We start from the raw sequence: 23,704 nt of genomic DNA, 5'->3' as shown, positions 1-23,704 counted from the left end.
AGGCGGTTATTGGTGACTTCTTATAGCGGCAAGCTTTGCCGCATAAATACTACGTTGTTGATGATCTCTTTCGAGATCCATAGCTTGTTTGAGTAATTTATGAGCGTCATTTAAATTACCTTGCTGATAACGGATTTTTGCAAGAGCTACATAGGGATCAGCCAAATAAGGTGCCTTGTTTATTGCTTCATCTATGTGTTTTTTAGCGCTCATTAAGCGCCCACTCAATGCTTCTGTTTCACCAAGAGCAATTAATTCATAAGGATCTTTTTCTTGAGCACCTAACAATGAATTAATTTGTTCAACTAACATTTCATTGCCAATATCTTCTGCGAGTACTTTGTAATTGCTTAGTAAGTTTAAACTTTGTAATTGCTGATCAAGCGCTGTTTGGTAAATTAATTGACTGGTTGTTTTATCGTTAATTCGACGATGTAATATAGCCGCAAGATTGAATAACTCAGCATCATTTGGGGCGTACTGATTAGCCTTAATTAACAAGCTATACACTTGATTATAATCACTTTCTAGTAAAGCATCAGCCGCTAAATTACTATAATATTTGGCAATGAGATCCTCATAACTAGCACTGCCAACATAAAAACTTCCTCGCGAAGGAAAATAGTCAATAAGTACTCCTGGTCGAATAAAAGTAATTTGATCGTCATCTTCAGTGAAAGGGCTATATAACTTAGTACGAAAATGGTTAGCAATAAATACCAGATTGCCTTCTTTGGCGTAAACAGGCTGGCTTGTCATTTCTTGAAAACCAGTTTCCAGATCAATTAAGTTTGCATAGGCTTGGGTTAATATTGCCAGACTTATACAGTTACCATGAGATAACTCGAGGGTTTGCTCTGCTGTGAGGGTATCGCCATGATAGCTAAAATTACTAAAGCTGCGTTCAATGTAGTTATAAAGAATAATATCGTCAGTTAAACCGTCTTGGCGTTGATTCTCGACATAAGATAGAAAGATCTTAGCTTCATCGTTGGGCAGTTGAAAAATAACTTGTTCTGAAGGGACTTGCTGTAACTCAAAGAGAGTGTGATTTAGTAAACTAGTTAGTGTTGGCGCAACCGTACTCTGCTGTTCTGTGCTTTTACAAGCTGTTAATAAACATATTAATAATAAAGAAAAGTAAAGTTTCATAGTTACCTCAGCGTTTAGATAAAGGTACGCTGAGGTAAAAATTTAATCAAGTATTTAATGCTGTCGCTGTTCGCCTTTGCTCGCGATTTCTTTGTGATTGTTTTTTACGGTTACGGCGGCTAAGCCACAAGTAAAAACCAGTGCCTGCAAGCCATACTGGGCTTAGGCCAATCACGCACCATAAGATTTTACTGAGTAAACCGGCAAAATAACCAAAGTGTAATTTTCTAAAGCTATCAATTACTTTCCAACCAATGCCGACTTCGCGAATATCCCAGTTAGCTATATGTTCACCGGTTTTTTTATCATAAGTAATGGTGTTGGCGTATTCGCTTGCCAGTGGATTGTTGCTATCAACTTCACCAAATAGCGTAATGTTTTCGTCAGGCTCCAGTGGCATAACTAAAAAAGTACCATTAAATGTCGGGATTTGTTTTTTGCTATCATCCAGAATGGCTTGAAAGTTAATGGTATCGCTATGTAAGTTTTTGGTGAGTATAAAATGCTGTTCTTCTGCGTGTTCGACTACTTCGTGATACCACACAGCCCAATTAAAGTAGCCGCCAGTGATCGCCAAAATTAAAATAATGGGTGAGCCAAGTACCCCTGTCATTTTATGAATATCGCTTAGTACAATTTGCAGCGTCGCCTTGAAGCGTACTGAAAATAAACGTTGCCAAAATTTACGATAAATTATTAAGCCTGTAACGCCGAGGATAAATAGAAAGATTGCAAAAAAGAACCCAAGGACGGTGCCTGTTTGACCAGGTAGAGTTTTTAAATCGTTTAGCAAAAATGTGTAATGCAGTTCTAAAAACCAATCTGTGAAGTAGTGACTAGTGCTAACTGGCTGCGAGAGTATTTCGCCAGAATATTGATTGATATGAAATTTATACCAAGTGTCGGTACCGCGTTCGATTAAATAAACCCGATCAGCAGTATCATCATTAAATATTTCCCAACTACCTACTACATAGCTAGGAAATTCATGCTCAGCAACCGCTATTAATTTATCAATGGGTTTGCGTTCTGCGTGACTATCAACGACAAAGTGACTATCTGGCATGAGTAAGCCATCAATTTCACTTTTAAACACTAATACGCTGCCAGTTAGACTGATCACAATAAGTGGAATCAAAGCACAAAGCGCAATCCAACTGTGTATTTTAAAAAGTGTTTTTCTCATAAGGCAAAGAGTCGTCAAAATTAATTTGTTGCATGATAACAATTATCAATGTTATTTCAATTCTATGCGATGAGATGTTTGCTTACTAACGGCAAAGTGTCAGTCGAAACATGGAAACTGTAAGGTTAACTTGCCGCAGGAGTAGTGAGTTTATTTTGTACAAATGGTTGCTTGTTTTTATAGGACCTTTACAATGCCGCGCCTTACATAAAGCATATAAAAACAGTGGTTTACACTGACTTATTGTTTTGTTTATAAGTTGCTAACTTATTAATCAATTACTAACGAACGAGGTCTACTTTGGCGCATTACCTGCCTATTTTATCATCATTTATTTTAGTGTTTAGCTTTTTACCATTACTAAATAAAATTCGTAAAAACCGCAGTGTATCGGGGTTGTCATTATTAATGATGACCTTTGGGGTGGCGCAAAGTATTTATTTTATTGCATTTAATCTCTTTTTTGAACGTTACTACATGGTACTACCGTTTGTGGTGACCGGGTGTTTAAGTGGCTTAATCTTGTATTATTTTGCTCGATATAACGCCAAAACTAGAGAGCGAACTCAGTTGGCCGCTATGTTAGGTTTTTCACTATTACCGTTTTTACTGCTAGTAAACCCACAGCTAGAGACTGCTAATGTACTTACTTGGCTTACTTTTGTTGGCTTAATAATGAGTTCGGTGCGAGTCATGCCGCAAACCTATAAAACGCTGCGCAGCGGAGATATAAGCAACTTAAGTGCTCGTTATTTTAGCTTTCAGTTTATTGCTGGTGTGTGTGGTTTATTTGCAGAATTAGCGATGGCAGCACCAAGTACTTCGCATCTTTTAACATTTGTGATGATCTTACTGACTAATGCCGCGCAACTTGGTTGTATTCAATATTATAAAATGCGCCCTGCAATAATATAGAATTGTTTGTTTTAAAAACAAGCGATTCCAAAGTTACTGTTTTTATGGCAAATTACCTTATCGAGATAAAAGGGATAAGGTATGAATTGGAATCAACTAGGTTACTTATGTCGATTATTTTCGCCATTAAGTAACCTTACTCCTGCACAGAAAAAGCAACTAAGTAGTGCCGAGCATTTACGGGTTTATAAAGCTGGGCAGCACAGTAGTCAATTAGCTACAAAATTATCAGCACAGCTTATTGATAACCGTTGTGAACACGAGCAGCAAAGACTTGCGTTATGTTATGAACAATTACCAAATGCAATTAGTACTAACGGCTTTAAATACGCGAGCAGATTAAGCTATCTGGTATTTATTTTTACTGCTTTTATTATCATTAGTCTGATTTATCAGGTTTTTGTTATACCTTCCTTTTCAGCTGTATTGAGTGACTATCATGCTCAATTAAATAACTCGCTTAGTGATGTGGCACAATTTTGGTATATATTTGTATCTCTACAAGGAATGCTTCTTTCATTAATTTTGCTCAGTGTTATACGCCTAAGCCAAATAGGCAATCTACTAAAAGCAGAACCATCATCAAGTTGTATCGATTTTATTATCCCCAAAAAAATTCGCCAGCAACACAGCGAGCTAATTGTAATACTTGAATTTCCTGTAAACGGGGCAAGTGAAAGTATTAGCTTCCCTGAGGTTGAGCATTTACAAAGTTGTCAGTTACATGGCTTAGATATTAGTAAAGAATTTGTGCTTTTAATAAAGCAAAAGCTGGCGGTGTTTAATCAAGATGCTAAAAGGTATTTGAATAAACTCATTACTATTTTCACGATTACTTTAGTTATTGCGATTGCATTATTTTTGAAAGAGGCTTATCGGCCTATTTTCGCATTGGGAGAGATCATTTGAAAAATAAAGGATTTACCCTAATTGAGCTAATGGTTGTGATTGCTATCATAGGCATTCTAGCTTCTGTGGCATTGCCACAATACAGTAAATATATACAGCGCAGTGAGCTTGAAGACCCCTTAGCAATGGCTGCCGTTATACGAGAAGATGTAACGACTTTTTATTTAGAGCAAGGACGATTTCCATCAAACAATGAGGAAGCCGGTATACCTGCGAGTAAGTTTTTAATTGGCAATCGAGTAACTGGTATTGTCGTTGATGTTGGGGCTATTCATATTAGCCTTGGTAATAAAGCGTCAGTGCCTTTGCAGGGGACGATATTAACATTTCGGCCAGCTGTGGTCACGGGTAGTCCGGGCAGCCCTATAGCTTGGTTATGTGGCTACGATCAGCCAGTCGCAGGTATGCAAGCAATGGGTAAAAATAAAACCACCGTACCCAAAGATATTTTGCCATCATCGTGTAAAGAACTTAAATATTAAAATATTATAGGTAAATGAATGCAACTGACTATTCATCAAGTAGACGCTTTTACTAACGAATTATTTAAAGGCAACTATGCAGCGGTTATTGATTTAGATAATTGGCTTGATAATGAGCTGATGCTAAACATTGGCGCAGAAAATAACGTATCCGAAACCGCGTTTACTTGTCGTCAAGCTGATGGCAGCTACGCTATCCGTTGGTTTTCACCATTAATGGAAATAGATTTTTGCGGGCATGCTACACTCGCTGCGGCATTTGTGTTGTGCGAACAGCACAATATATCGCAAATTCGTTTTCAAGCTGCTGCAGTCGGTGAGTTAGTTATTAATAAAAATAGCGATGGCAGCTTTGCCATGACTTTTCCAAAACAAACTCCTTTTGTTACAACAGAAATACCCTCTGAGCTATTTGCTGGCTTGTCTATACAACCCGTTAAGGTGTTGAAAAACCAACAAGCTTACTTTGCTATTTATGATAGTGAGCAAGATGTGCTAGATCTTAAAACAGACTCTGCGCTGCTTAAAACATTGTTTCCGCTAGATGTAGTTGCAACCGCACCAAGCGCAAAATACGACTTTATTTCACGTTATTTTTGGCCTGCTAATGGCGGTGATGAAGATTACGTTACCGGCTCAATTCATACCGGTCTTGCGCCTTATTGGGCTAAAGAGTTAGGTAAAACCTCGTTAAGTGCTTATCAAGCTTCTAGCCGTGGCGGACATCTGCATTGTGAAGTTGCTGCGCACACAATTACTGTAACTGGCCATGCTGTGCGCTATATGCAGGGCACCATATATTTATAATGACTATTTAATTGCTACCTTGCGGTAGTTTAATGGTGATTTGCGCGCCATGCGCTGTGTTAGCTAACTGCAGGGGCACTAATTAGACGCTCATAGCGTGATGCATATTGACCATACACCGGCGTCATAATATCAATATCACCTTGTTGGACGGTCACCACATTGAGCGTACTCGCATTTAGCTGCGGCACAGCAGGTTGCACAGCAAAATAGCTGATGCTTGCAAGCAGTATGAGTGCGGCAACAATGAGGGCTATTTTAACTTTGTTTAGTTTTGTGGTTTTTTCAATATTAATATTCATAATCTACAAATCTACGTGGTTGATAGTGTAGTTAGTGAAAGTTTGATGCCAGAAATAAATACTGTTTATTTTCAGTTTGTTAAGTATTTATATAGTGATTCTAAAGTGATAGCTGTTCGATATCGAACACGCAGGTGTTCGGTTTTGAAAATAACAGCAGCCGCAGGAGATAGATTTATTATCCGAAGCTCAGGTTATTTAAATAAGGACTTTGAATCTTTTTGATACGGTTTTGTAACAGTTCCTTACAAATGTCACGTTAATGTTTCATTCAGCTCTGTTATTATGGCTTTAGTAAAATATTTAGGGGACTGATTATGCGAACAACGATATTGAAATGGACACTTCCATTTGTCGCGCTTGGCTTAGGAATTGTTGGCTTTGTGGGAATTAATGCGATTGCCCAAGAGCCAGAAAAAAAAGAAATAGTTGACACTCGGCCGGTTGTAAAAGTTGAGCCTGTAGCTGCCAACGATCATCAAGTGATTATTAATAGCTATGGCGAAGTTAAGCCACTTGAAAGCACGCGTTTATCAGCGCAGGTGTCGGGTGAGGTTGTTAGTTGGCATCCTCACTTTGTTGCTGGTGGTATTGTTGCTCGTGGCGAAACCTTATTTACTATTGAGAAAGATAACTATGAAGCGGCGCTATTACAAGCCCAAGCTGAACTTGCTCAAGCAAAATCACAGTTAATCGAAGAGCAAGCACAAGCACAAGTTGCGGCGGATGAAGTAAAGCGCTTTCCTGGTAAAGAGCGTACTGCATTGTTTTTACGTGAGCCACAAGTGCTTAGCGCGCAAGCATCGGTTAAGTCAGCGCAAGCACGATTAAAGCGTGCGCAACGTGATTTAGATAATTGCGAAGTAACAGCTCCTTATGATGCACTGGTTGTAAGTCGCGATATTGGTGTAGGCCAGTATATAAATATGGGCACACAAATCGGTGAGTTAAATAATATTGAAACAGCCGAAGTGATTATTCCGATCGCTGGCTTTGACAGTGTGTTTTTACCTGAGCGAGTTAAAGGAATTACTGCAACGGTAATAAAAACCGGTTTACATGGGTTTACGCGTCAAGCTGTGGTTGATCGTGATTTAGGTATTGTTGATAGTGCTACTCGTATGAGTAGCTTAGTTGTTCGTATAGATGACCCGTATGGGTTAGTTAATAAACAGCAGGCAATTAAATATGGCAGTTATGTACAAGTCAATTTTGCTGGCACTATGCTTAATAATATCTATCGCTTACCGCAAGAACTGGTGAATAACCAAATGGTATGGATTGTTAATGATGAGCAGCAACTTGAGCCACGTAAAGTGAAAGTGATCCGCGAAGAGGGCGAGTTCTTTTATATTAGTGATGGCTTAGAGGCTGATGATCAATTAGTTATTACCTTACCTGAGTATCCGCAAAAAGGCATGGCAGTGAAAATCGCTGGTGTGCAGGATGTTAAAAAAGTTGATGCACTCGATAGTGCAACCACTGAAAAACTATAAAGGGTAGACTGCGTTATGAGTAACACTGAACTACCAAATACACCAGACTCAACGGTTGAAAAGCAGACCGGTATTATTGCCTACTTTGCTAATAACTCTGTAGCGGCTAATTTAATGATGGTTTTCATTATAGTAATGGGGATCATTAGTTTTTTAACTATCCAACGACAAATGTTCCCGAACATTGAAATTAATTACATTACAATTAATGCGAATTACCCTGGCGCTTCACCGCAAGAGATGGAAGAAAGTATCCTAGTTAAGATTGAAGAATCTTTAAAAGATATTACCGAAATTAAAAAAGGTGTATATCGCGCATTTCGTAATGGCGGCAGCGCCCAGTTAGAAATCAATACTGATGCAGAGCTCACCGATGTACTGGATAAAATTAAGTTGCGGGTTGATGGTATCGCTACTTTCCCCGCAGGCATGGAGCCGGTCACCATAAGTCAAATAGAGTTTCGCCAAGATGTAATAGGCATGACATTAGTTGCCGACCTACCACTGAATGAGCTCAAACCGATAGCTAACCGCATTGAAGATGAGCTATTACAGCTATCAAATGTATCACTGGTGGTCAATGATGTACCACTGGATGAAATTGCCATTGAGATTGAACCAGACACACTACGTCGTTACAACTTAACCTTAAGCGAAGTCGCTGATGCTGTTCGTCGTTATTCAGCCAACTTTTCAGCAGGACAATTAAAAACCGATGCTGGGGTTATTTCTGTTCGAGTTGAAAACCAACTGTATTCAGGTGAGGAGTTTCGCCAAATACCAGTAAAAATTGGTGATAACGGCGCTAAAGTTTTACTGCAAGATATTGCAATTATTAAGGACCAATTCACCGAAGGCGAACGTTACTTTAAGTTCAATGGTGAAAATGCCGTTTATTTATCAGTAAAAGCGACGGAAGAGCAAAGTATTATTCCTGTTGCGGATTCAGTTAAAGCGTTTATTGATCAAAAAAATAAAGACTTACCTCCGGGTGTCCGTTTAGAGCCATTAATGGATATGACCTATTACTTAAATGCTCGCTTAGATATGATGGTAAATAACCTGATCCAAGGTGCAATTTTAGTCGCTATTATGCTTTCTTTGTTCTTACGCTTTAAGCTTGCGCTATGGGTAATGATTGGCTTGCCGGTATGCTTTTTAGGCGCCATGATGATGATGCCGTTGTTTGGTGTAACCATTAATATCTTGTCATTATTTGCCTTTATTATGGTGCTAGGGATTGTGGTGGATGACGCCATTGTCATCGGAGAAAGCGCCTACACCGAAATAGAGAAAAAAGGCGGTGGAGTTGTTAATGTCGTTAATGGTGCTAAAAAAGTCGCAACCCCTGCAACCTTTGGGGTGTTAACCACAGTTGCGGTATTTGCGCCATTTACGTTATCGACAGGCCCTGAAAGTGCATTCTTTTTTGGGATCGCAGTCGTGGTTATGTTGTGTTTAATATTCAGCTTAATAGAATCAAAGCTTATTCTACCTGCACATATTGCCCATACTAACTTCCCGCCAATTAAACCAGATAGCTGGCGAGCACGTTTTAATAAACGCTTTTTTGGTTTTGTAAATGGACCATATCGACGTTTTATAGTGCGTTGTGTAGAGTGGCGTTGGGCGGTACTGTTCTCGTTTATTTCATTACTGATCGTCACTTTTGCCTTGATTGCATCAAACAATGTGCGTACTGGTTTTATGCCGAAGATCCCGCATGACTATCCGCAGATCAACTTAGAGATGAATGATAATGTCTCTGATATACAAACCATTGAAGCAATTCGTGAAATCGAAGCTATGGTGATTGCCGTTGATAAAGAGACTGAGCGGGAATATGGTCAAAAACTAATTAGAGATGTACTTGTGTTTAACCAAGGTCGTACTGAAGCGCAAATACTTGCACCATTAGTTGAAGAGGATTTACGTCCTTATAACGCGTTTGAACTTTCTCGTCGTTGGCGTGAAGCGATGCCAACCATTGCTGGTGTTAAGTCGCTTATTATTTATGACGATGTGAATGCCCAAGGTGGTGGTGATGGTGAGTTTGGTTACTTATTATATGGCTCAGATATCGACACTTTAAATGATGCTGGGCGTCGTTTTATTCAATTATTGCAACAACAAGACGGTTTGTTTGATATTAGCTCGACTATTGACCCTGCCAGCAAAGAAGTGCAAATGAGTTTAAAACCTGTGGCTTATGACCTCGGTTTAGACTTAGCCTCAATAGCAAACCAAGTTGGTGCAAGTTTTTACGGTGGTGAAGCACAGCGTGTTATTCGCCGTGGTGAAGAAGTGCGGGTGATGGTACGTTATCCAAAACTAACCCGCGAAGCGTTTTCATCGCTCAAGCATGCAGTTATCACCACACCGCAAGGTAAAGAAGTGTTACTTGGTGATGTGGTCGAGCTGACTGAAAAACCGGGCATTAGCTATATTCGCCGTGAAGGTGGTTATCGTACTGTGTATGTTTATGGCAATATCGACGAGGAAGTGATCGAGCCAAATGAAGTAATTACACAAGTAAAAGACAAGCTATTACCTCAACTAAAAGAAGAGTTCCCAAGCGTTAAATCAGAGCTTGGCGGTGCTATTGAAGAGCAGCAATCACAAGCAAATCAGCAAAAAATGTTCTTTTTTGGTGGCATGATTTTAGTATATATCTTGTTGGCTGTACCTTTGAAAAGCTATGCGCAACCTTTGATTGTAATGTCGGTGATCCCGTTTAGTTTGACGGGGGCTGTATGGGGGCATTATTGGTTTGGCTTAGATCTAACCTTAATGTCGGGCTTTGGTATCATTGCCGCAGCGGGTGTAGTTATTAATGATTCGCTGGTTATGACCGACTTTGTTAACCAAGCTCGCCGTGAAGGTATCGCTATCAAAGATGCGGTGATAGAGGCCGGTTGTGCTCGTTTTAGACCTATATTGCTGACATCTATTACTACATTTGCGGGCGTATTGCCGATTATGTTTGAAACCAGCTTACAGGCTAAATTTGTAATACCTATGGCTGTAGCGCTTGGATTTGCAGTAATGTTTGCAACCTTAATCACGTTAATATTAGTGCCGTGTTTGTATATCATAATGAGTGATGTAGGTAAGGTGTTTAAAGCTTTATTTAATGAAATTATGCTCTTATTTAAAAGTAAACAAGGGCCGCAGTTAGATCGTTAGTTTCAATTTGTTACTACGAACTTTAAAAGCCAATACGTAATGTATTGGCTTTTTTATTTTTATATACCTAAGTATTGGTTTTTATTGGCGGTTACATTCTTTAGTTTGATCTTTGAGCTATATCACATTATACTCACGCTGTTTTGGCAAACTAATCGAAAGGTTAGGACGCAAAGTTTCCGGTCTAAGGTTTTAGTGTGCTAAAACTAAGATAGCGGGGCCGTTGCACAGGGTAATTTTAGCCTCACTGTGTGTCATCAGCCCTACAATATAGTTAAAAAGTATTTCTTTTATCCAATAAATACTGGATAGTACCTATTAGATGTTCTTAAGGTGTTGCTTTGTTTATGCATACGTCATTGGCCTGTGGAAATTGGATGCCAATAGGTTGTCTAAATCATCATACCCAATTATTTGTGGGTGATATGGTGACAGTGACTTTTTATGACACGCAAGGAGAGCTAGTCGATTTATCATTTCAATATGAAATTATCACCGAAGAACAAGGTGAGCCACATAATTGGCCGCGTTTTGTCGCGGAATATATTAATACCCATATACCACTAGTTGAAGCAGGAAGAATGACTGAGCAAGGTTTAGTGGTAGCTTATCGTTCAAACCAGATTTATGCACTTGAAGGCTGCGGGATTACTCGTGCGGAATTAACTTTTCAATGTATTGCTAAATGTGATGATTACCAAGCCGTTAAGCCTGCATATGACTATATCTACCCTGAAAAATGCAGTGTTTATAATGCGGGTGTAAAAGTGTTACAGCCAAAAACAGGCTTAATTTATAAATGCAAACCTTGGCCTTTCAGCCAGTTTTGCAATGTGAAAGAAGAAAATAATCCACTTTATGAGCCCGGTGTGGGACAAAGTTGGGATTTAGCCTGGCAGCAAGTTTCCCCTTAATGCTATTTAGCATTTTTCGGCCCACTCATTGAGTGGGCTTTTTTATGCACTTTTGAAAATTATGTTAAACTCCAGCCATCGAAATTTTTTATTGGTTTTTCTGTGGCTCTATCAAACTTATCGTTGTCTTCACTTCCTAATGCTCCTGTTGCACGTAAACAGCCGCACACGTTAACAACACACCAAAAAATACGCATTGATGATTATTATTGGATGCGTGATGACGAACGAACAGAGCCAGCGATGCTGGCACATTTAGCCGCTGAAAATGACTATTGTGAACAGCAATTAGCACCTATTCAGTCTTTTCAGAAGCAGTTATTCGAAGAACTAAAAGGGCGTATTGTTAAAGACGATAATACTTTTCCTGTTAAAGATGGTCAGTATTGGTATCACTCTGAAGTACGTGGCGATGATGAATATTCTCGCCATTACCGTAGTCGTCAGATGGATGCGGCAGATAAGCAGCTACTGTTAGATGTAAATATACTTGCAGAAGGTTTTGAATTTTATGAATTAGGCGAGGTGGCAATTAGTCCTAATGAACAATTGTTGGCTTACTCTGAAGATACCGATGGTCGTCGTATCTATACCGTAAAGTTTAAAGTTATTGATAACGATGATTTACTTGAAGATGTATTAGAAAACACCGAAGGGCAAATCGTTTGGGCAAACGACAATAAAACGGTTTTTTACGTAAAGAAAGACCTTAAAACGTTATTAGGTTATCAAGTTTATCGCCATGTATTAGGTACTAAGCAAGCGCACGATGTATTGGTATATGAAGAGCAAGATCGAAGCTTTTTTATGGGGCTTGGTAAAAGCCGTGATGAGGGGCTGATCATTATTGATTTAGCCACTACAGAAACGAACGATACTTGGGTGCTAGATGCTGATCAGCCGCAAGGAGTGTTTACTCAGTTACTGCCACGCGAAGAAGGGCATGAGTTTGATGTTGATAAACTCGGCGATACGTTTTATATCGTGACCAATTGGCAAGCTAAAAACTTTCGTTTAATGACGGCTAATACAAGTACCATTGCAGATAAAACACAGTGGCTTGAGCATACCCCTCATCGTGATAGCGTTTTATTAGAAGGCGTAGAGCTGTTTGACGATTTCTTGGTGCTTACTGAGCGCGAGCAAGGACAAACACGCTTTGTGGTCATTAATAAGCAACAGCAGCGTATGACCTTAGAATTTGATGATCCTTGTTATTATGCTGCCATTGCAATGAATCCTGAGCATGATACGCACGTAGCTCGTATTTATTACTCAAGCCTCACCACGCCAGGTTCATTATTTGAAGTAGACTTAAATAATGGTGATAAAACTTTATTAAAACAACAGCAAGTATTAGGCAGTTTTGATCCGCAAAACTATGCCTCTGAAAGATTAATGGTAACAGCGCGTGATGGTATTAAAGTGCCCGTGTCGCTGGTTTATCGTAAAGATAGTTTTGCTAAAAATGGCACTAATCCACTGTTTCAATATGGTTATGGGGCGTATGGCATAACCATTGATCCGAGCTTTTCGAGTACCTCATTAAGCTTACTCGATCGTGGTTTTGTGTATGCTATAGCACATGTTCGTGGTAGTGAGATGTTGGGCCGTGATTGGTACGAGCAAGGCAAAAAACAGCATAAGCAAAATAGCTTTAACGACTTTATTGATGTAACCAAAGTATTGGTTGAGCAAGGTTATGGTGCGCAAGATAAAGTGTTTGCTTCAGGCGGTAGTGCCGGTGGCTTACTAATGGGAGCGGTTGTTAACCAAGCGCCAGCGCTTTATTTAGGAATTGGCTGCCATGTGCCATTTTTAGATGTGCTAACCACCATGCTGGATGAGTCAATACCTCTAACTACCAATGAATACGATGAATGGGGTAATCCAAATGACCCTGCCTATTATGATGTGATTGCTCAGTATTCACCGTATGACAATATTACCGCACAGGCATACCCACATATTTTAGTGACTACCGGTTTGCATGATTCACAAGTGCAATATTGGGAGCCGATGAAGTGGGTGGCTAAAATGCGTGAATATAAAACTGACGATAATATTTTGGTGTTTAAAACCGATATGGATGCCGGTCACGGCGGAGCATCAGGGCGTTTTAAAAGCTTGGAAGAAAAAGCATTAGAGATGGCTTTCTTTATCAGTTTGGCTGATTAAGTGTGATTTTCTATTCAATTGAGTTTCACTATGTTTGGAGGTACTTATATGTTTAATGTACATGGGCGCTGGGAATACTCAATTGAATCACCAACAATATATATCAAAGTGATTGGATGTTTTAATCGAGAAGGTATACAGGCTTTTACCAAGGATGTATTTGCTGATTTAGCAAAGTTGCCGCCTCAATCCATTGAATATGCGGTGATTAACTTAGCTTAGTTTGAATTAGCGACCGCAGATAGCTTGGCGGTTGCAACTGAATACTTTCATGGTGTTAAAGCGCGCGGTTATAAACGTGTTGTTTATATTCAAGCAAGTGCTGTAGCCAAAAGTTTGCTGGAACATATCTGGCGGGGTAGCGATATGGATATACAATTTTACGATGATATTCCAGGTTACTTAGCTAAGCACCCGGAACATCTATATATTAAAACCTGGTTATGATTAATTTAAATAAGCTTTAAGCATCCACACTAGCTTCTCTTGCTCAGTTATATAATCACTCATCAATGAAGCCGTACCTTCATCTTGTGCATCACTTGCTTGCTCTAAAATATCGCGCTGCATTTTAATTAGCGTGCTGTAACCAGCGAGTAAGTTTTCGACTGCAGCGACACCATCACTGATATTTTTTGCTTCTTTAATTTTGCTGATCTCTAAGTAATCAGAAAATGCATGCAGTGGTGCGCCATCAAGCGTTAAAATACGCTCAGCGACTTCATCTACTTTTAAAAGTAATAGGTTATAAATTTCTTCAAACTTGACGTGTAGTTCAAAAAAGTTGCGACCTTTAATATTCCAATGAAAACCGCGGGCATTCATATATTGAATTTGATAACTACTTAGCAGGGTATTGAGTGACTTGACGATATCTTCACTTTTCGCGCTGTTAAGACCAATTGCGTTTACCTGTGACATAACTTCTCCTTAATAAACTGATAAGATGTTTTCTAAACACTGAAGCAAGTATCAGCCATTTTTAGTAATCTGTAAAATGGTTAAAATCGATAACCTTAATAGATTTTACCTATTAGCCAACCTGCTGTAGTAATTAATTTGTTCGTACAATAGAGATGGGCTCCAATCTTTAAAAAACCACCCTAAAAATCAAAATAACCGCAAATCGCTTAATAAAAGCACAATAAGATGATCTAAAACAAGCTTTTATAGCAAGCTATTACATGGCGAGTGGTTATTTGATTTAGGTCAAAATTAACGTTTTTAGTCGGCGCATAATCAACACAGATAAATTTGATGGAGAGATAACATGCAGGCTAAAACACAAAAAGAAAGTAAAATGGAATTAGTTGTTATTGGTATAGCGTTGATTGCATTTGTAGTTGGCTTAGTCGGCCATTTAGCAGGAGCAAGCTTTGCTAACTTTGATACCTTTGGTTATATCGCAGCGCCAACACCACTGATCTTAGCAATCATCGCATTTGTTGCCTATAAAGTGGCTGCTAGTGCAGAAGATTAAACCAGCAACTCAACAATATAATTCATCACTTGGCGTGAGTAGATCATACTGGTGTGACTTAAATGAAACACTTTATGTTCTGCCATGCCTTTGAGTTTGGTTTCATCAATTAATACCGTGCCATCTGATTGACTACCTTTGGCAATTAGCGGCATGAGGCCGATCGGTAAATCGCCAGCAATACTATAAAGCTTGGCATTAAATGGCCAATCACCATTTTCGGTCAGTAAAAATTCCACACTGTTTTTTAAAAATACATCAAAGCCTTTTTGCTGCATTCTGCGGGCTATATGGCTGCCTTTATGCGGTGTGCCTAAAGTAATAACTTTTGTTACGTTTTGGCTTTGCTCTGAATTTGCAGCAAGGTATGCACGCGCCACCAGTCCGCCCATTGAATGACAAACAAGGGCCGTATTTTTATCATTAATAAAATTATCAATCTGTTTAAAAATAGCGGCGCGATCGGGAGACAATGTATTGTAAGAGAGGTTGAGAATATCCAACCCAGACTTTTCGAGCTGCGAGCATAAAGGGCGCATTACAAAGCCAGACATATACAATCCGTGTAATACCACAACGCGTTTAACAGTCATACACCCTCTTAATCTATTGAACCTACAATTACATTAATTGTACTGGTTTTATTTCAATGTTAACTGAATCAGAGCTCACCCATACATCACCATCTTGAATGGTAATAGTCAGCGATATATTGCGATCAACCAGCGCTGCCAGCGCTTGAGTTGTAGCAAAATCTAAACTAAAAATACTTAAATTTTTAAACTCATACAATTTAGGTTGATGCTTTTGCCACCAAATTGCTTGGTTGTTTTCACCATAAGTGTATAGCACCACTTTTTTAGCTTTATTACAGGCTTTTTTAACACGCTTTTCATCAGGTAAACCAAGCTCAACCCACAGCTCGATCTCATCGCTATAGCTTTTATGCCACAGCTCTGGTTCATCATCAGCCGATAAACCCTTAGTAAATTCTAAACCATCACAGGCATTAAGTGCATAGGCAAGCAAGCGGATCATCAAGCGTTGCTCGGTTTCTGAAGGGTGTTGTGCCAAGGTTAAATTAAAGTCTTGGTATACGTTGCGGTCCATATCGCTTAGCGATAACTGCGCTTTAATAATCGTCGATTTAAGAGCCATAACAGTTTATTTAAAAAAATTTGCGCCAGTATAGCGCAATTCAAGGAATTGCCTGTAAAAATAGTACATATACCTAAGTCACTTAAGGCTCTGTTACTACCCGGGCTTCTATGCCGCACTTACTAAAAGCGATATTATGTGTGTTTTGCAGCATTAAGTTGAAAGTTCTGTAACTTTCTCATACTCTACTTTTATTCACCGTGAGAAATAAAGCAATAAGTGGCTAAATACTAACGAGCCAAGAGCTTGTTGAGTACTTAAAGCTTAATGAAATAACAGCTTATCGATAGGCTGGAGATGTTAAACTGCCAAGCTTTAAAGTCGCTGATTCATGGCGCTTTTAATGTGAAAATATAAAAGACGAGATAGAAAAAAGGATTTTACTTCATCATGACTGCATTCCACTGTATTTATAGAGCCGCAGACCGAATACTACGCTTGATAAAAGATCATATTGCCGCCATTTGTGCGATTGAGCTAGATGATTTTGGCTACAGCCTCTTTTCCGACCACGGCGGTTTACAAAAAGCTTGGGGCTTATTTGCCGTTAGTAGCTCGAATAGCTGTGGTCAAAATAACGAATTAGATAGCCTATTGGCTGAAATAAATCAGGAATTAATTGCGTGAGTGAAGTAGAAAAGTTACCGCAAGGTTGGGTCAAAGCAACTGTTGATGATCTTGCAGAGTTTGTGAACGGGTTTGCATTTAAACCTGCACATTGGGAATCAACTGGTACACCAATAATTCGGATTCAGAATCTTACCAATTCAGAAAAGCCATTTAACTATACAAAAATTGATGTACCTGATATCTACGAAGTAAACAATGGTGATTTATTGGTAAGTTGGTCAGCTACTTTAGATGCCTTCATTTGGAGAGGTGATAAAGCTTGGTTAAATCAACATATATTCAAAGTTGTACCTATACCAGGAGCTTTTCATTCGGGACTACTGTTTTACTGGATGAAAATTGCGATAGAGGAAATGATTACTACTGAGCATCTTCATGGTAGTACTATGAAGCATATCAATCGAGGGCCTTTTCTTGCTCATGAGACGAGGTTGCCTCCAAGTAATGAGCAAGCTCGCATTTTCGATAAACTAGAAGAACTTTTCTCCGAACTCGATGCGGGAGTAAAAGAGCTCAAAGCCGCACAAACTAAGCTTAGTCAATACCGGCAATCGCTATTAAAAAGTGCGGTTGAAGGTTCATTGACTCAGCAATGGCGTGCCGAAAATAGCGACCGAGTGCAAGAAACTGGTGAGCAACTGTTAGCCCGTATTTTAAAGCAGCGCCGCGAACAGTGGCAGCAACAAAAACTTGCCGAGTTTGCCGAAAAAGGCAAAATGCCCCCTAAAAACTGGCAAGACAAATACTCCGAACCAGTACGACCCGATACCACCGACTTGCCCAAGCTGCCAGAGGGTTGGGTGTGGGCAAGTTTAGATATGATAATTAGCAAAGTCGAGGCTGGTAAAAGCTTTAAATGTTTGGAGCGCCCTCCTGAATTAGATGAATATGGTGTTGTCAAAGTAAGCGCTGTGACTTGGGGGGAGTACAATGAACAGGAAAGTAAAACATGCACTAGAGCTGATTTAGAGAACGATACAATTCTTATCAAAGAAGAAGACTTCTTATTTTCTAGAGCTAATACTACTGAGCTTGTTGGCGCATGTGTAATTGCTAAGGGTGTCTCTAGAAAGGTAATGCTCAGTGATAAAATACTGAGGTTGCGATTTGTAGAAGATAAGTTGAAGTATTGGCTACTTCAATTCATGCGAGGTGAGCTTGGACGAACTCAAATAGAATATGCTGCGACAGGTAATCAAGCTTCGATGAAAAATGTTTCTCAGGGGAAACTTCTTAAATTTGCAGTACCGCTACCTCCTTTAAGTGAAGTGGAAGAAGTACAAAGAAACTTAACTAGTGCCTTCCAATATATAGTTAACAGCGCCTCTGAAGCAGAAATAACGTTGAAGTTTTTACATGCCCAGCGTAAAAACATCTTAAAGTCCGCATTTTCTGGGCAACTGGAGCCGCAAGACCCTAATGACGCACCCGCTTCGCTATTACTTGAAAAAATTAAGCAAGAGCGTGAAGCTTTAGCCAAAATACCTAAACTCCGTAAGCCGAGAAAACCTAAAAAAGTTGATATCATGAATACTTTACTCGAAGTGTTAACCGCTGAAAAAGACTGGATTGGTGCCCAAGACGCCTTTCAAAAATGTGGCATTGTTGATGGTACTTCAACCGATCGTATCGAAGAAATTTACACCGAACTGCGCAAACTAGAAAAAGCTGGCAAAATCCAAATTCAGCGCCTCGGTGACTTCGACCAATTAAAATTGATCACGCAAAACGTTAAGGAAGACTAATGCGCCTAGCCTCATTTACAATCGGATCAGATCGCGAAGGTGAGCGCCAGCGGTTTAAAAACCTCAAAAATGTAACCATCGACTTTGAAGAACAACAATGGATCACCTTAGTCATTGGCTGGAATGGCACTGGTAAGTCAAACGTACTTGAGGCGTTGGCAACAGTATTCCTAGAACTAATAGGTAAACCGCAAAAAAAAGGAACCCATTCTAAACCAGAGAATCCAAGCTTTGCTTATGAAATTGTTTATTTATGTTATGGAAAGAAGATAAAAATCAAGGCTGAACCCGATAATTCAGCATCCAAATACACCATTAGCTACCACAGTATTGATCAACAAGATGATATTACGAATAAAGAAAGTTACGAAAAAATTTCATTAGCGGAATTTACAAAGCAAAGGGATTATTTCCTTCCAAAATATGTTTTTGGTTATTACTCCGGCCATAGTGAGCGTATGCATGATGTGTTTCTTCCTTATCTTGAGAAATATGATGAAAATCTCAGGAAGGGTATAAACCCAGGATTACGAAAACTATTCTATGCCAAGCCCGTACATAGCCAGTTTGCATTGCTTGCTTTTATGCTAAATCGTGATGATTTTATTACTGACTTTCTTGAAAACCACTTTGGTATAGACACTGAGGTTGGTATAGATTCGGTATTGTTTGTTTTAAATCAGCCTCCTTGGAAGTCCAATGCATCGGATGGAGATCCTAGATTCTGGATGTCTAGGGGGGTTGTTAGAGATTTTTTATCTGGCCTTTATGATATTGCAATGGCGCCAATTCGCATTAAGAGAAAAACTCAAAAAAGCCTTTGGAATACTACAGAACTTGAACATCTTTATCTCTATGTTAAAGACTTGAAATCTTTAGAGCGTTTGGTAGGAGATAAACCACCTAGTGAATTCTTTCAAGAATTAGAAAGCACTTATGTATCAGAGCTTATCAGCGAAGTGCGTATTCGCGTTAAGCTGAAAAAGAACGATGGCAGCGTGACTTTTCGTGAGTTAAGCGAAGGTGAGCAGCAGCTATTAACCGTGCTAGGCTTACTGAGATTTACTGCAGAAGAAGAAAGCCTGTTTTTACTGGATGAACCCGATACCCACTTAAACCCAAAGTGGAGCGTAGATTACATCGATTATTTGAATAAGTTTGTCACCTCGGGGTCTAAAGGCGAAAACAACAGCCATATAGTATTAACTACTCACAACCCGATTGCCATCGCCGAATTAACTCGCGATCAGGTACAAATATTAAGCCGTGATGATGAAACCCGCACCATTGAATCGCATAAGCCGAACTTTAACCCCATAGGCATGGGCTACGCGGGAATTATTACCAGTGATATGTTTGGTTTGGCGACATCGGTTGATAGTTATACTGAAGATTTATTAGAGCGAAAAAGGCAAATTACCGCTAAAGATGAAACGTTATCTCCAGCTGAAAAGGCAGATCTGCAAGCCATCAACGTAGAGCTAGATAATCTCGGATTTAGATTCTCAAACCGCGATAGAGTGTTTGAAGAATATCTGCGTGCACGTTATGAATTCGATTCGCGTGCTGAGGATAAGCAAAAGATCGATCAATTACCTTCAGATGAAAAACGTGCCGCGAGTAAAAAGTTAATTCAACAAGTTTTGGCAAAGCTTAAACAAGAAAGCGGAGAGGAAGATGAGAAGAATTGATTTGCGTAAACTTAATCCTTCTCAAGATTGGCGGGCTCGCGCATTAAGCAAGCAAACTGACATTGATAATAATGTCATTGATGCTAAAGCCGTTTCCGCCATTTGGTCTGAGTTAAAGCCGCAGCTAAAGGCTTTGTCTCATGATAAGTGTTGGTACTGTGAGTCTAGGGAAGATAGATCAGACAACGCGGTTGATCACTTTCGCCCCAAAAGCCTCTACCCTTGGTTTGCACTTGATTATGAGAATTTTCGTTTCGCTTGCACTTTTTGTAATAGCATTAGAAAGAACCCTGAAACGGGTGAAAGTGAAGGCAAAGGAGATCATTTCCCTCTTGTTAGCGGTGCACGGGCGGCAAACAGAGTTCAACGCAATACTGAACAATATTTGCTAATTGATCCATGCAAAACAACAGATATTAGCTTGCTTGATTTTTATGATGATGGACGTCCACGAGCAAAATATCCAAATGTTCCGGTTAAAAATGAAAGGGTTGTACTCTCGATCAAATATTACCATTTAGATCACCCTGACTTAAATGAAGCCAGAAGGCGGTTAGCTTTAGATATTAGAGACTGGGTAGAAACTGGTGATGAATTATATCCAGAGTTCAATACTGGGAAAGCAAGTGTAGCTAAAGCGTTTGAAACTAATCTTGATAACATTGCCAGAGCTGTTGCATCTGACGCGCCATTCTCTGTCTTTGCGAAGAAGATGGTAAAAGGTTATCAAGATAGAGAATGGATAGAAGATTTATTGGAGTGCGCTTAATGCCAAAACTCACTGTTGAACCTGAACTGTTTTCAGATATCCAAACCTTAATCACTCAAGCTAAACAACAAGCTGCGGTTGCGGTTAATGCATCATTAACCATGTTGTATTGGCAAATAGGTCAACGTATTCAACAAGCGGTATTAAAGGGTGAACGCGCAGAGTATGGTAAGCAGGTTATTGCTAACTTATCGACCCAACTTAGTAATGAATTAGGCAAAGGCTGGGGCAAGCGTAATTTGCAATATATGGTGCAATTTTACGAAACATTCCCTGACCAACAGATTGTGCACGCACTGCGTGCAAAATTGAGCTGGACGCATTTTAAACAAATAATTCATTTAAAAGACCCTCTACAACGTGAATTTTACGCACAAATGTGTGCGGTAGAAGGTTGGAGCGCGCGCACCTTAGATGATCGTATTAATAGTATGTTATTTGAACGCACGGCGTTGTCTAAAAAGCCAGAAGAACTAATAAAAATCGAGCTAAAAAAATTAGCTGCGCAACAATCTGTTTCTGAGGCGTTGCTGCTTAAAGACCCATACGTGTTAGATTTTTTAGGATTGAATGACCATTACCTCGAAAAAGATTTAGAAGATGCTATTTTGCGCGAGCTTGAACAGTTTTTGCTTGAGCTTGGGGCTGGTTTTTCGTTTATTGCTCGGCAAAAGCGCATACAACTTGATGGTGATGATTTTTACATCGATTTATTGTTTTATAATCGCCAACTCAAACGCTTAGTGGCTATTGATTTAAAGCTAGGGAAGTTTAAACCCCACTACAAAGGCCAAATGGAGCTCTACCTACGCTGGCTAGATAAATATGAACGCCAAGCGGGTGAGCAAGCACCGCTTGGTATTATTTTGTGTGCGCAAAAAAACCAAGAGCAAATCGAATTACTGGAAATGGATGACGCGGGTATTCATGTGGCAGAGTACTTGGCAGTGTTACCTAAACGGGAAATATTGCATCAACGCTTACAAGATGCGATTAATTCTGCTAAAAGTCGGTATAATCCCCCCCTTTTAGACAGCAGTGATCCTGATCGCAGTCAATCAGGCTTGGATAGTAAAAAATGAATGCACCTGCATTAGTACAAAAAGTTTGGAATTATTGTCATACCTTACGAGATGATGGTGTTGGCTACGGTGACTATTTAGAACAGTTAACCTACCTACTGTTTTTAAAGATGGCACATGAGTATGCGTTGCCGCCTCATTCACGCGATACTAAAGTACCCGTTGAATTTAATTGGGAAACTTTACAAGGCTTAACAGGTGAAAAGCTAGAACAGCAATACCGTAAAGTTTTAAAGAATCTTGCCAATGAAGAAGGCATGATTGGTGCTATTTTTTATAAATCAGAAAATAAAATCCCCGATCCTGCAAAGCTAGCACGTATTGTTAAGATGATTAATGGTGAGAATTGGATTAGCTTAGATTCAGATGCAAAAGGTGACTTATACGAAGGCTTATTGCAAAAGAATGCTGAAGATACTAAAAGTGGTGCTGGCCAATACTTTACGCCTCGTGCATTAATTGATGCAATGCTTGCTTGTGTTCAACCTGAGCCGAAAAAAACCATTGCAGATCCAGCATGCGGTACAGGTGGTTTTTTCTTAACTGCAAGTGATTGGATCACATTCGGTGATGAACAATGGATAGAAAAAGGCATGAGCCATTGGAATCCATCCAAGCATGACGAGAGCACCATAGCAAAATCAAAATTGAATAAAGACCAAGTTCAATTTTTACGTGATAAAACTTTCAGTGGCAATGAAATTGTACCCTCTACTCGTCGCATGTGTTTAATGAATTTATTCTTACACAATATCGGCAGCATAGATGGTGAGCCTGACGTTGAACGCGCTGATGCTTTACTTACACAGATAAAGGACGAAGATAAAGTAGATTACGTGTTAGCTAATCCACCATTTGGTAAGAAAAGTAGCATGACTATTACTAATGCTGAAGGTGGTGAAGATAAAGATGCGTTAACCTATGTGCGACAAGATTTTTGGGCGACCACAACCAATAAACAGTTAAACTTTTTACAGCATATTGTTTCAAGCTTGAAGGATACGGGTAAAGCCGCGGTAGTTTTACCTGACAACGTGTTATTTGAAGGTGGTGCGGGAGAGCGTATTCGCCGTAAGTGGTTAAACAATTGTGATGTGCATACTATTTTAAGGCTACCAACAGGTATATTTTATGCCAATGGTGTTAAAGCTAATGTTGTGTTTTTTGACAATGCTGCCCGTGATGAAAAAGTTCATACCAAAGGTATTTGGTTTTATGATTTAAGGACCAATAAACACTTCACGTTAAAACAGCGGCCGATGACACTTAATGATTTAAAAGATTTCATTACTTGTTATAACCCTGCAAATCGTCATGATCGCGAAGAAACTGAACGATTTAAATATTACAGTTATGACGAGTTAATTAACCGTGATAAAGCGAGCCTTGACGTATTTTGGCTTAAAGATGATAGTTTAGATAACCTTGATAATTTGCCTCCACCAGACGTATTACAACAAGAGATAATAGATCACTTAGAAGCCGCATTAGTTGCTTTTAAGGATGTAGCTGCAGGGCTGCCTTCAAGTACTGAAAGCTAAATGTATAGAGCTTGGATTAGTTAATCACAATGCAACGAAATGAATGAGCTGTGCAGCATAAACCTGAGGTCGTAGTTAGGC

At 39.4% G+C, this 23,704-nt stretch carries 23 protein-coding genes and 1 riboswitch; of the genes, 17 read left to right on the top strand and 6 right to left on the bottom strand.

Features of this window, described 5'->3' with window-relative positions; all coding sequences use genetic code 11:
• Window positions 1–6: 6 nt before the first annotated feature.
• Together H5232_RS07165 and H5232_RS07160 are read right to left on the bottom strand one after the other, a co-directional pair.
• Window positions 7–1,152, bottom strand: a complete 1,146-nt coding sequence (locus tag H5232_RS07165) for a lipopolysaccharide assembly protein LapB (protein ID WP_182730693.1) — start codon at window positions 1,150–1,152, stop codon at window positions 7–9.
• Between the two features lie 46 nt (window positions 1,153–1,198).
• On the bottom strand, window positions 1,199–2,338 hold the full coding sequence (locus tag H5232_RS07160; RefSeq protein ID WP_182739464.1) for a PepSY domain-containing protein: 1,140 nt from the start codon (window positions 2,336–2,338) through the stop codon (window positions 1,199–1,201).
• 300 nt (window positions 2,339–2,638) lie between these two features.
• On the opposite strand from H5232_RS07160, the gene H5232_RS07155 reads away from it, so the two are divergent.
• The 4 genes from H5232_RS07155 to H5232_RS07140 all read left to right on the top strand — a co-directional run bounded on the left by H5232_RS07155 (window position 2,639) and on the right by H5232_RS07140 (window position 5,451).
• Window positions 2,639–3,253, top strand: coding sequence for a PQ-loop repeat-containing protein (locus tag H5232_RS07155; protein WP_182830710.1), 615 nt, complete (start codon window positions 2,639–2,641; stop codon window positions 3,251–3,253).
• An 81-nt stretch (window positions 3,254–3,334) separates the two neighbouring features.
• On the top strand, window positions 3,335–4,162 hold the full coding sequence (locus H5232_RS07150; protein WP_182767416.1) for a hypothetical protein: 828 nt from the start codon (window positions 3,335–3,337) through the stop codon (window positions 4,160–4,162).
• Complete coding sequence (locus H5232_RS07145; protein WP_182830709.1) at window positions 4,159–4,644, top strand: pilin; 486 nt, start codon at window positions 4,159–4,161, stop codon at window positions 4,642–4,644. Before H5232_RS07150 ends, H5232_RS07145 begins: the two co-directional genes overlap by 4 nt.
• Before the next feature lie 18 nt (window positions 4,645–4,662).
• The gene (locus tag H5232_RS07140) at window positions 4,663–5,451 is read left to right on the top strand and encodes a PhzF family phenazine biosynthesis protein (RefSeq protein ID WP_182783471.1); all 789 of its coding nucleotides are present in this window, start codon (window positions 4,663–4,665) and stop codon (window positions 5,449–5,451) included.
• Between the two features lie 59 nt (window positions 5,452–5,510).
• Here the strand turns inward: H5232_RS07140 and H5232_RS07135 are convergent, their stop codons facing one another.
• Window positions 5,511–5,753, bottom strand: coding sequence for a hypothetical protein (locus H5232_RS07135; protein WP_182717521.1), 243 nt, complete (start codon window positions 5,751–5,753; stop codon window positions 5,511–5,513).
• 317 nt (window positions 5,754–6,070) lie between these two features.
• Here H5232_RS07135 and H5232_RS07130 point away from each other — a divergent pair, with 317 nt between their 5' ends.
• From H5232_RS07130 to H5232_RS07105, 6 genes are all read left to right on the top strand, one after another.
• Entirely contained in the window at window positions 6,071–7,249 is a 1,179-nt protein-coding gene (locus H5232_RS07130) for an efflux RND transporter periplasmic adaptor subunit (protein ID WP_149982253.1), read from the top strand.
• 15 nt (window positions 7,250–7,264) lie between these two features.
• A complete protein-coding gene (locus H5232_RS07125; protein WP_149982252.1) occupies window positions 7,265–10,435 on the top strand; it encodes an efflux RND transporter permease subunit in 3,171 nt (1,056 codons plus the stop codon).
• A 135-nt stretch (window positions 10,436–10,570) separates the two neighbouring features.
• Window positions 10,571–10,663, top strand: a riboswitch (cyclic di-GMP riboswitch).
• 119 nt (window positions 10,664–10,782) lie between these two features.
• On the top strand, window positions 10,783–11,349 hold the full coding sequence (locus H5232_RS07120; RefSeq protein ID WP_182761804.1) for a chitin-binding protein: 567 nt from the start codon (window positions 10,783–10,785) through the stop codon (window positions 11,347–11,349).
• Window positions 11,350–11,451: 102 nt separating this feature from the next.
• A complete protein-coding gene (locus tag H5232_RS07115) occupies window positions 11,452–13,527 on the top strand; it encodes a S9 family peptidase (RefSeq protein WP_182830708.1) in 2,076 nt (691 codons plus the stop codon).
• Between the two features lie 48 nt (window positions 13,528–13,575).
• A complete protein-coding gene (locus H5232_RS07110) occupies window positions 13,576–13,749 on the top strand; it encodes a hypothetical protein (RefSeq protein ID WP_182717519.1) in 174 nt (57 codons plus the stop codon).
• 24 nt (window positions 13,750–13,773) lie between these two features.
• Window positions 13,774–13,974, top strand: coding sequence for a hypothetical protein (locus H5232_RS07105; RefSeq protein WP_182717518.1), 201 nt, complete (start codon window positions 13,774–13,776; stop codon window positions 13,972–13,974).
• Here the strand turns inward: H5232_RS07105 and H5232_RS07100 are convergent, their stop codons facing one another.
• Window positions 13,975–14,448: a Dps family protein gene (locus tag H5232_RS07100; RefSeq protein WP_182717517.1), complete on the bottom strand. Its 474-nt coding sequence runs from the start codon at window positions 14,446–14,448 to the stop codon at window positions 13,975–13,977. It abuts the gene before it with no gap.
• 349 nt (window positions 14,449–14,797) lie between these two features.
• Between H5232_RS07100 and H5232_RS07095 the strand changes: the two genes are divergently transcribed.
• Window positions 14,798–15,007 (top strand): hypothetical protein, encoded by a 210-nt coding sequence (locus tag H5232_RS07095; protein WP_149982248.1) that lies wholly within the window; start codon window positions 14,798–14,800, stop codon window positions 15,005–15,007.
• Here H5232_RS07095 and H5232_RS07090 read toward each other — a convergent pair.
• Both H5232_RS07090 and H5232_RS07085 read right to left on the bottom strand, forming a co-directional pair.
• Window positions 15,004–15,600 carry an alpha/beta hydrolase gene (locus H5232_RS07090; protein WP_145240252.1) on the bottom strand — a complete coding sequence of 199 codons (597 nt, stop codon included), beginning with the start codon at window positions 15,598–15,600 and terminating at the stop codon, window positions 15,004–15,006. The genes H5232_RS07095 and H5232_RS07090 overlap by 4 nt on opposite strands.
• A gap of 28 nt (window positions 15,601–15,628) precedes the next feature.
• Window positions 15,629–16,165: a YaeQ family protein gene (locus H5232_RS07085; RefSeq protein ID WP_145240254.1), complete on the bottom strand. Its 537-nt coding sequence runs from the start codon at window positions 16,163–16,165 to the stop codon at window positions 15,629–15,631.
• A 390-nt stretch (window positions 16,166–16,555) separates the two neighbouring features.
• Between H5232_RS07085 and H5232_RS07080 the strand changes: the two genes are divergently transcribed.
• Genes H5232_RS07080 through H5232_RS07055 form a run of 6 tightly spaced genes read left to right on the top strand, consistent with a single transcriptional unit; the run spans window position 16,556 to window position 23,623 of the window.
• Window positions 16,556–16,792, top strand: a complete 237-nt coding sequence (locus tag H5232_RS07080) for a type I restriction-modification enzyme R subunit C-terminal domain-containing protein (protein WP_220496060.1) — start codon at window positions 16,556–16,558, stop codon at window positions 16,790–16,792.
• Entirely contained in the window at window positions 16,789–18,540 is a 1,752-nt protein-coding gene (locus H5232_RS24605) for a restriction endonuclease subunit S (RefSeq protein WP_182830707.1), read from the top strand. The genes H5232_RS07080 and H5232_RS24605 overlap by 4 nt, the downstream gene beginning before the upstream one ends.
• A complete protein-coding gene (locus H5232_RS07070; RefSeq protein ID WP_182830706.1) occupies window positions 18,540–20,231 on the top strand; it encodes an AAA family ATPase in 1,692 nt (563 codons plus the stop codon). The genes H5232_RS24605 and H5232_RS07070 overlap by 1 nt, the downstream gene beginning before the upstream one ends.
• Window positions 20,218–21,000 carry an HNH endonuclease gene (locus tag H5232_RS07065; protein ID WP_182830705.1) on the top strand — a complete coding sequence of 261 codons (783 nt, stop codon included), beginning with the start codon at window positions 20,218–20,220 and terminating at the stop codon, window positions 20,998–21,000. Before H5232_RS07070 ends, H5232_RS07065 begins: the two co-directional genes overlap by 14 nt.
• Window positions 21,000–22,082, top strand: a complete 1,083-nt coding sequence (locus tag H5232_RS07060; protein WP_182830713.1) for a YhcG family protein — start codon at window positions 21,000–21,002, stop codon at window positions 22,080–22,082. The genes H5232_RS07065 and H5232_RS07060 overlap by 1 nt, the downstream gene beginning before the upstream one ends.
• A complete protein-coding gene (locus tag H5232_RS07055; RefSeq protein WP_182830704.1) occupies window positions 22,079–23,623 on the top strand; it encodes an N-6 DNA methylase in 1,545 nt (514 codons plus the stop codon). The genes H5232_RS07060 and H5232_RS07055 overlap by 4 nt, the downstream gene beginning before the upstream one ends.
• Window positions 23,624–23,704: the final 81 nt, after the last annotated feature.

It is taken from the genome of Pseudoalteromonas sp. SG41-5 (genome assembly GCF_014164495.1).
Lineage (GTDB): Bacteria > Pseudomonadota > Gammaproteobacteria > Enterobacterales > Alteromonadaceae > Pseudoalteromonas > Pseudoalteromonas rhizosphaerae.
The sequence above is the reverse complement of the archived record's forward strand: the minus strand, read 5'-3'. Positions and strand labels throughout refer to the sequence as shown.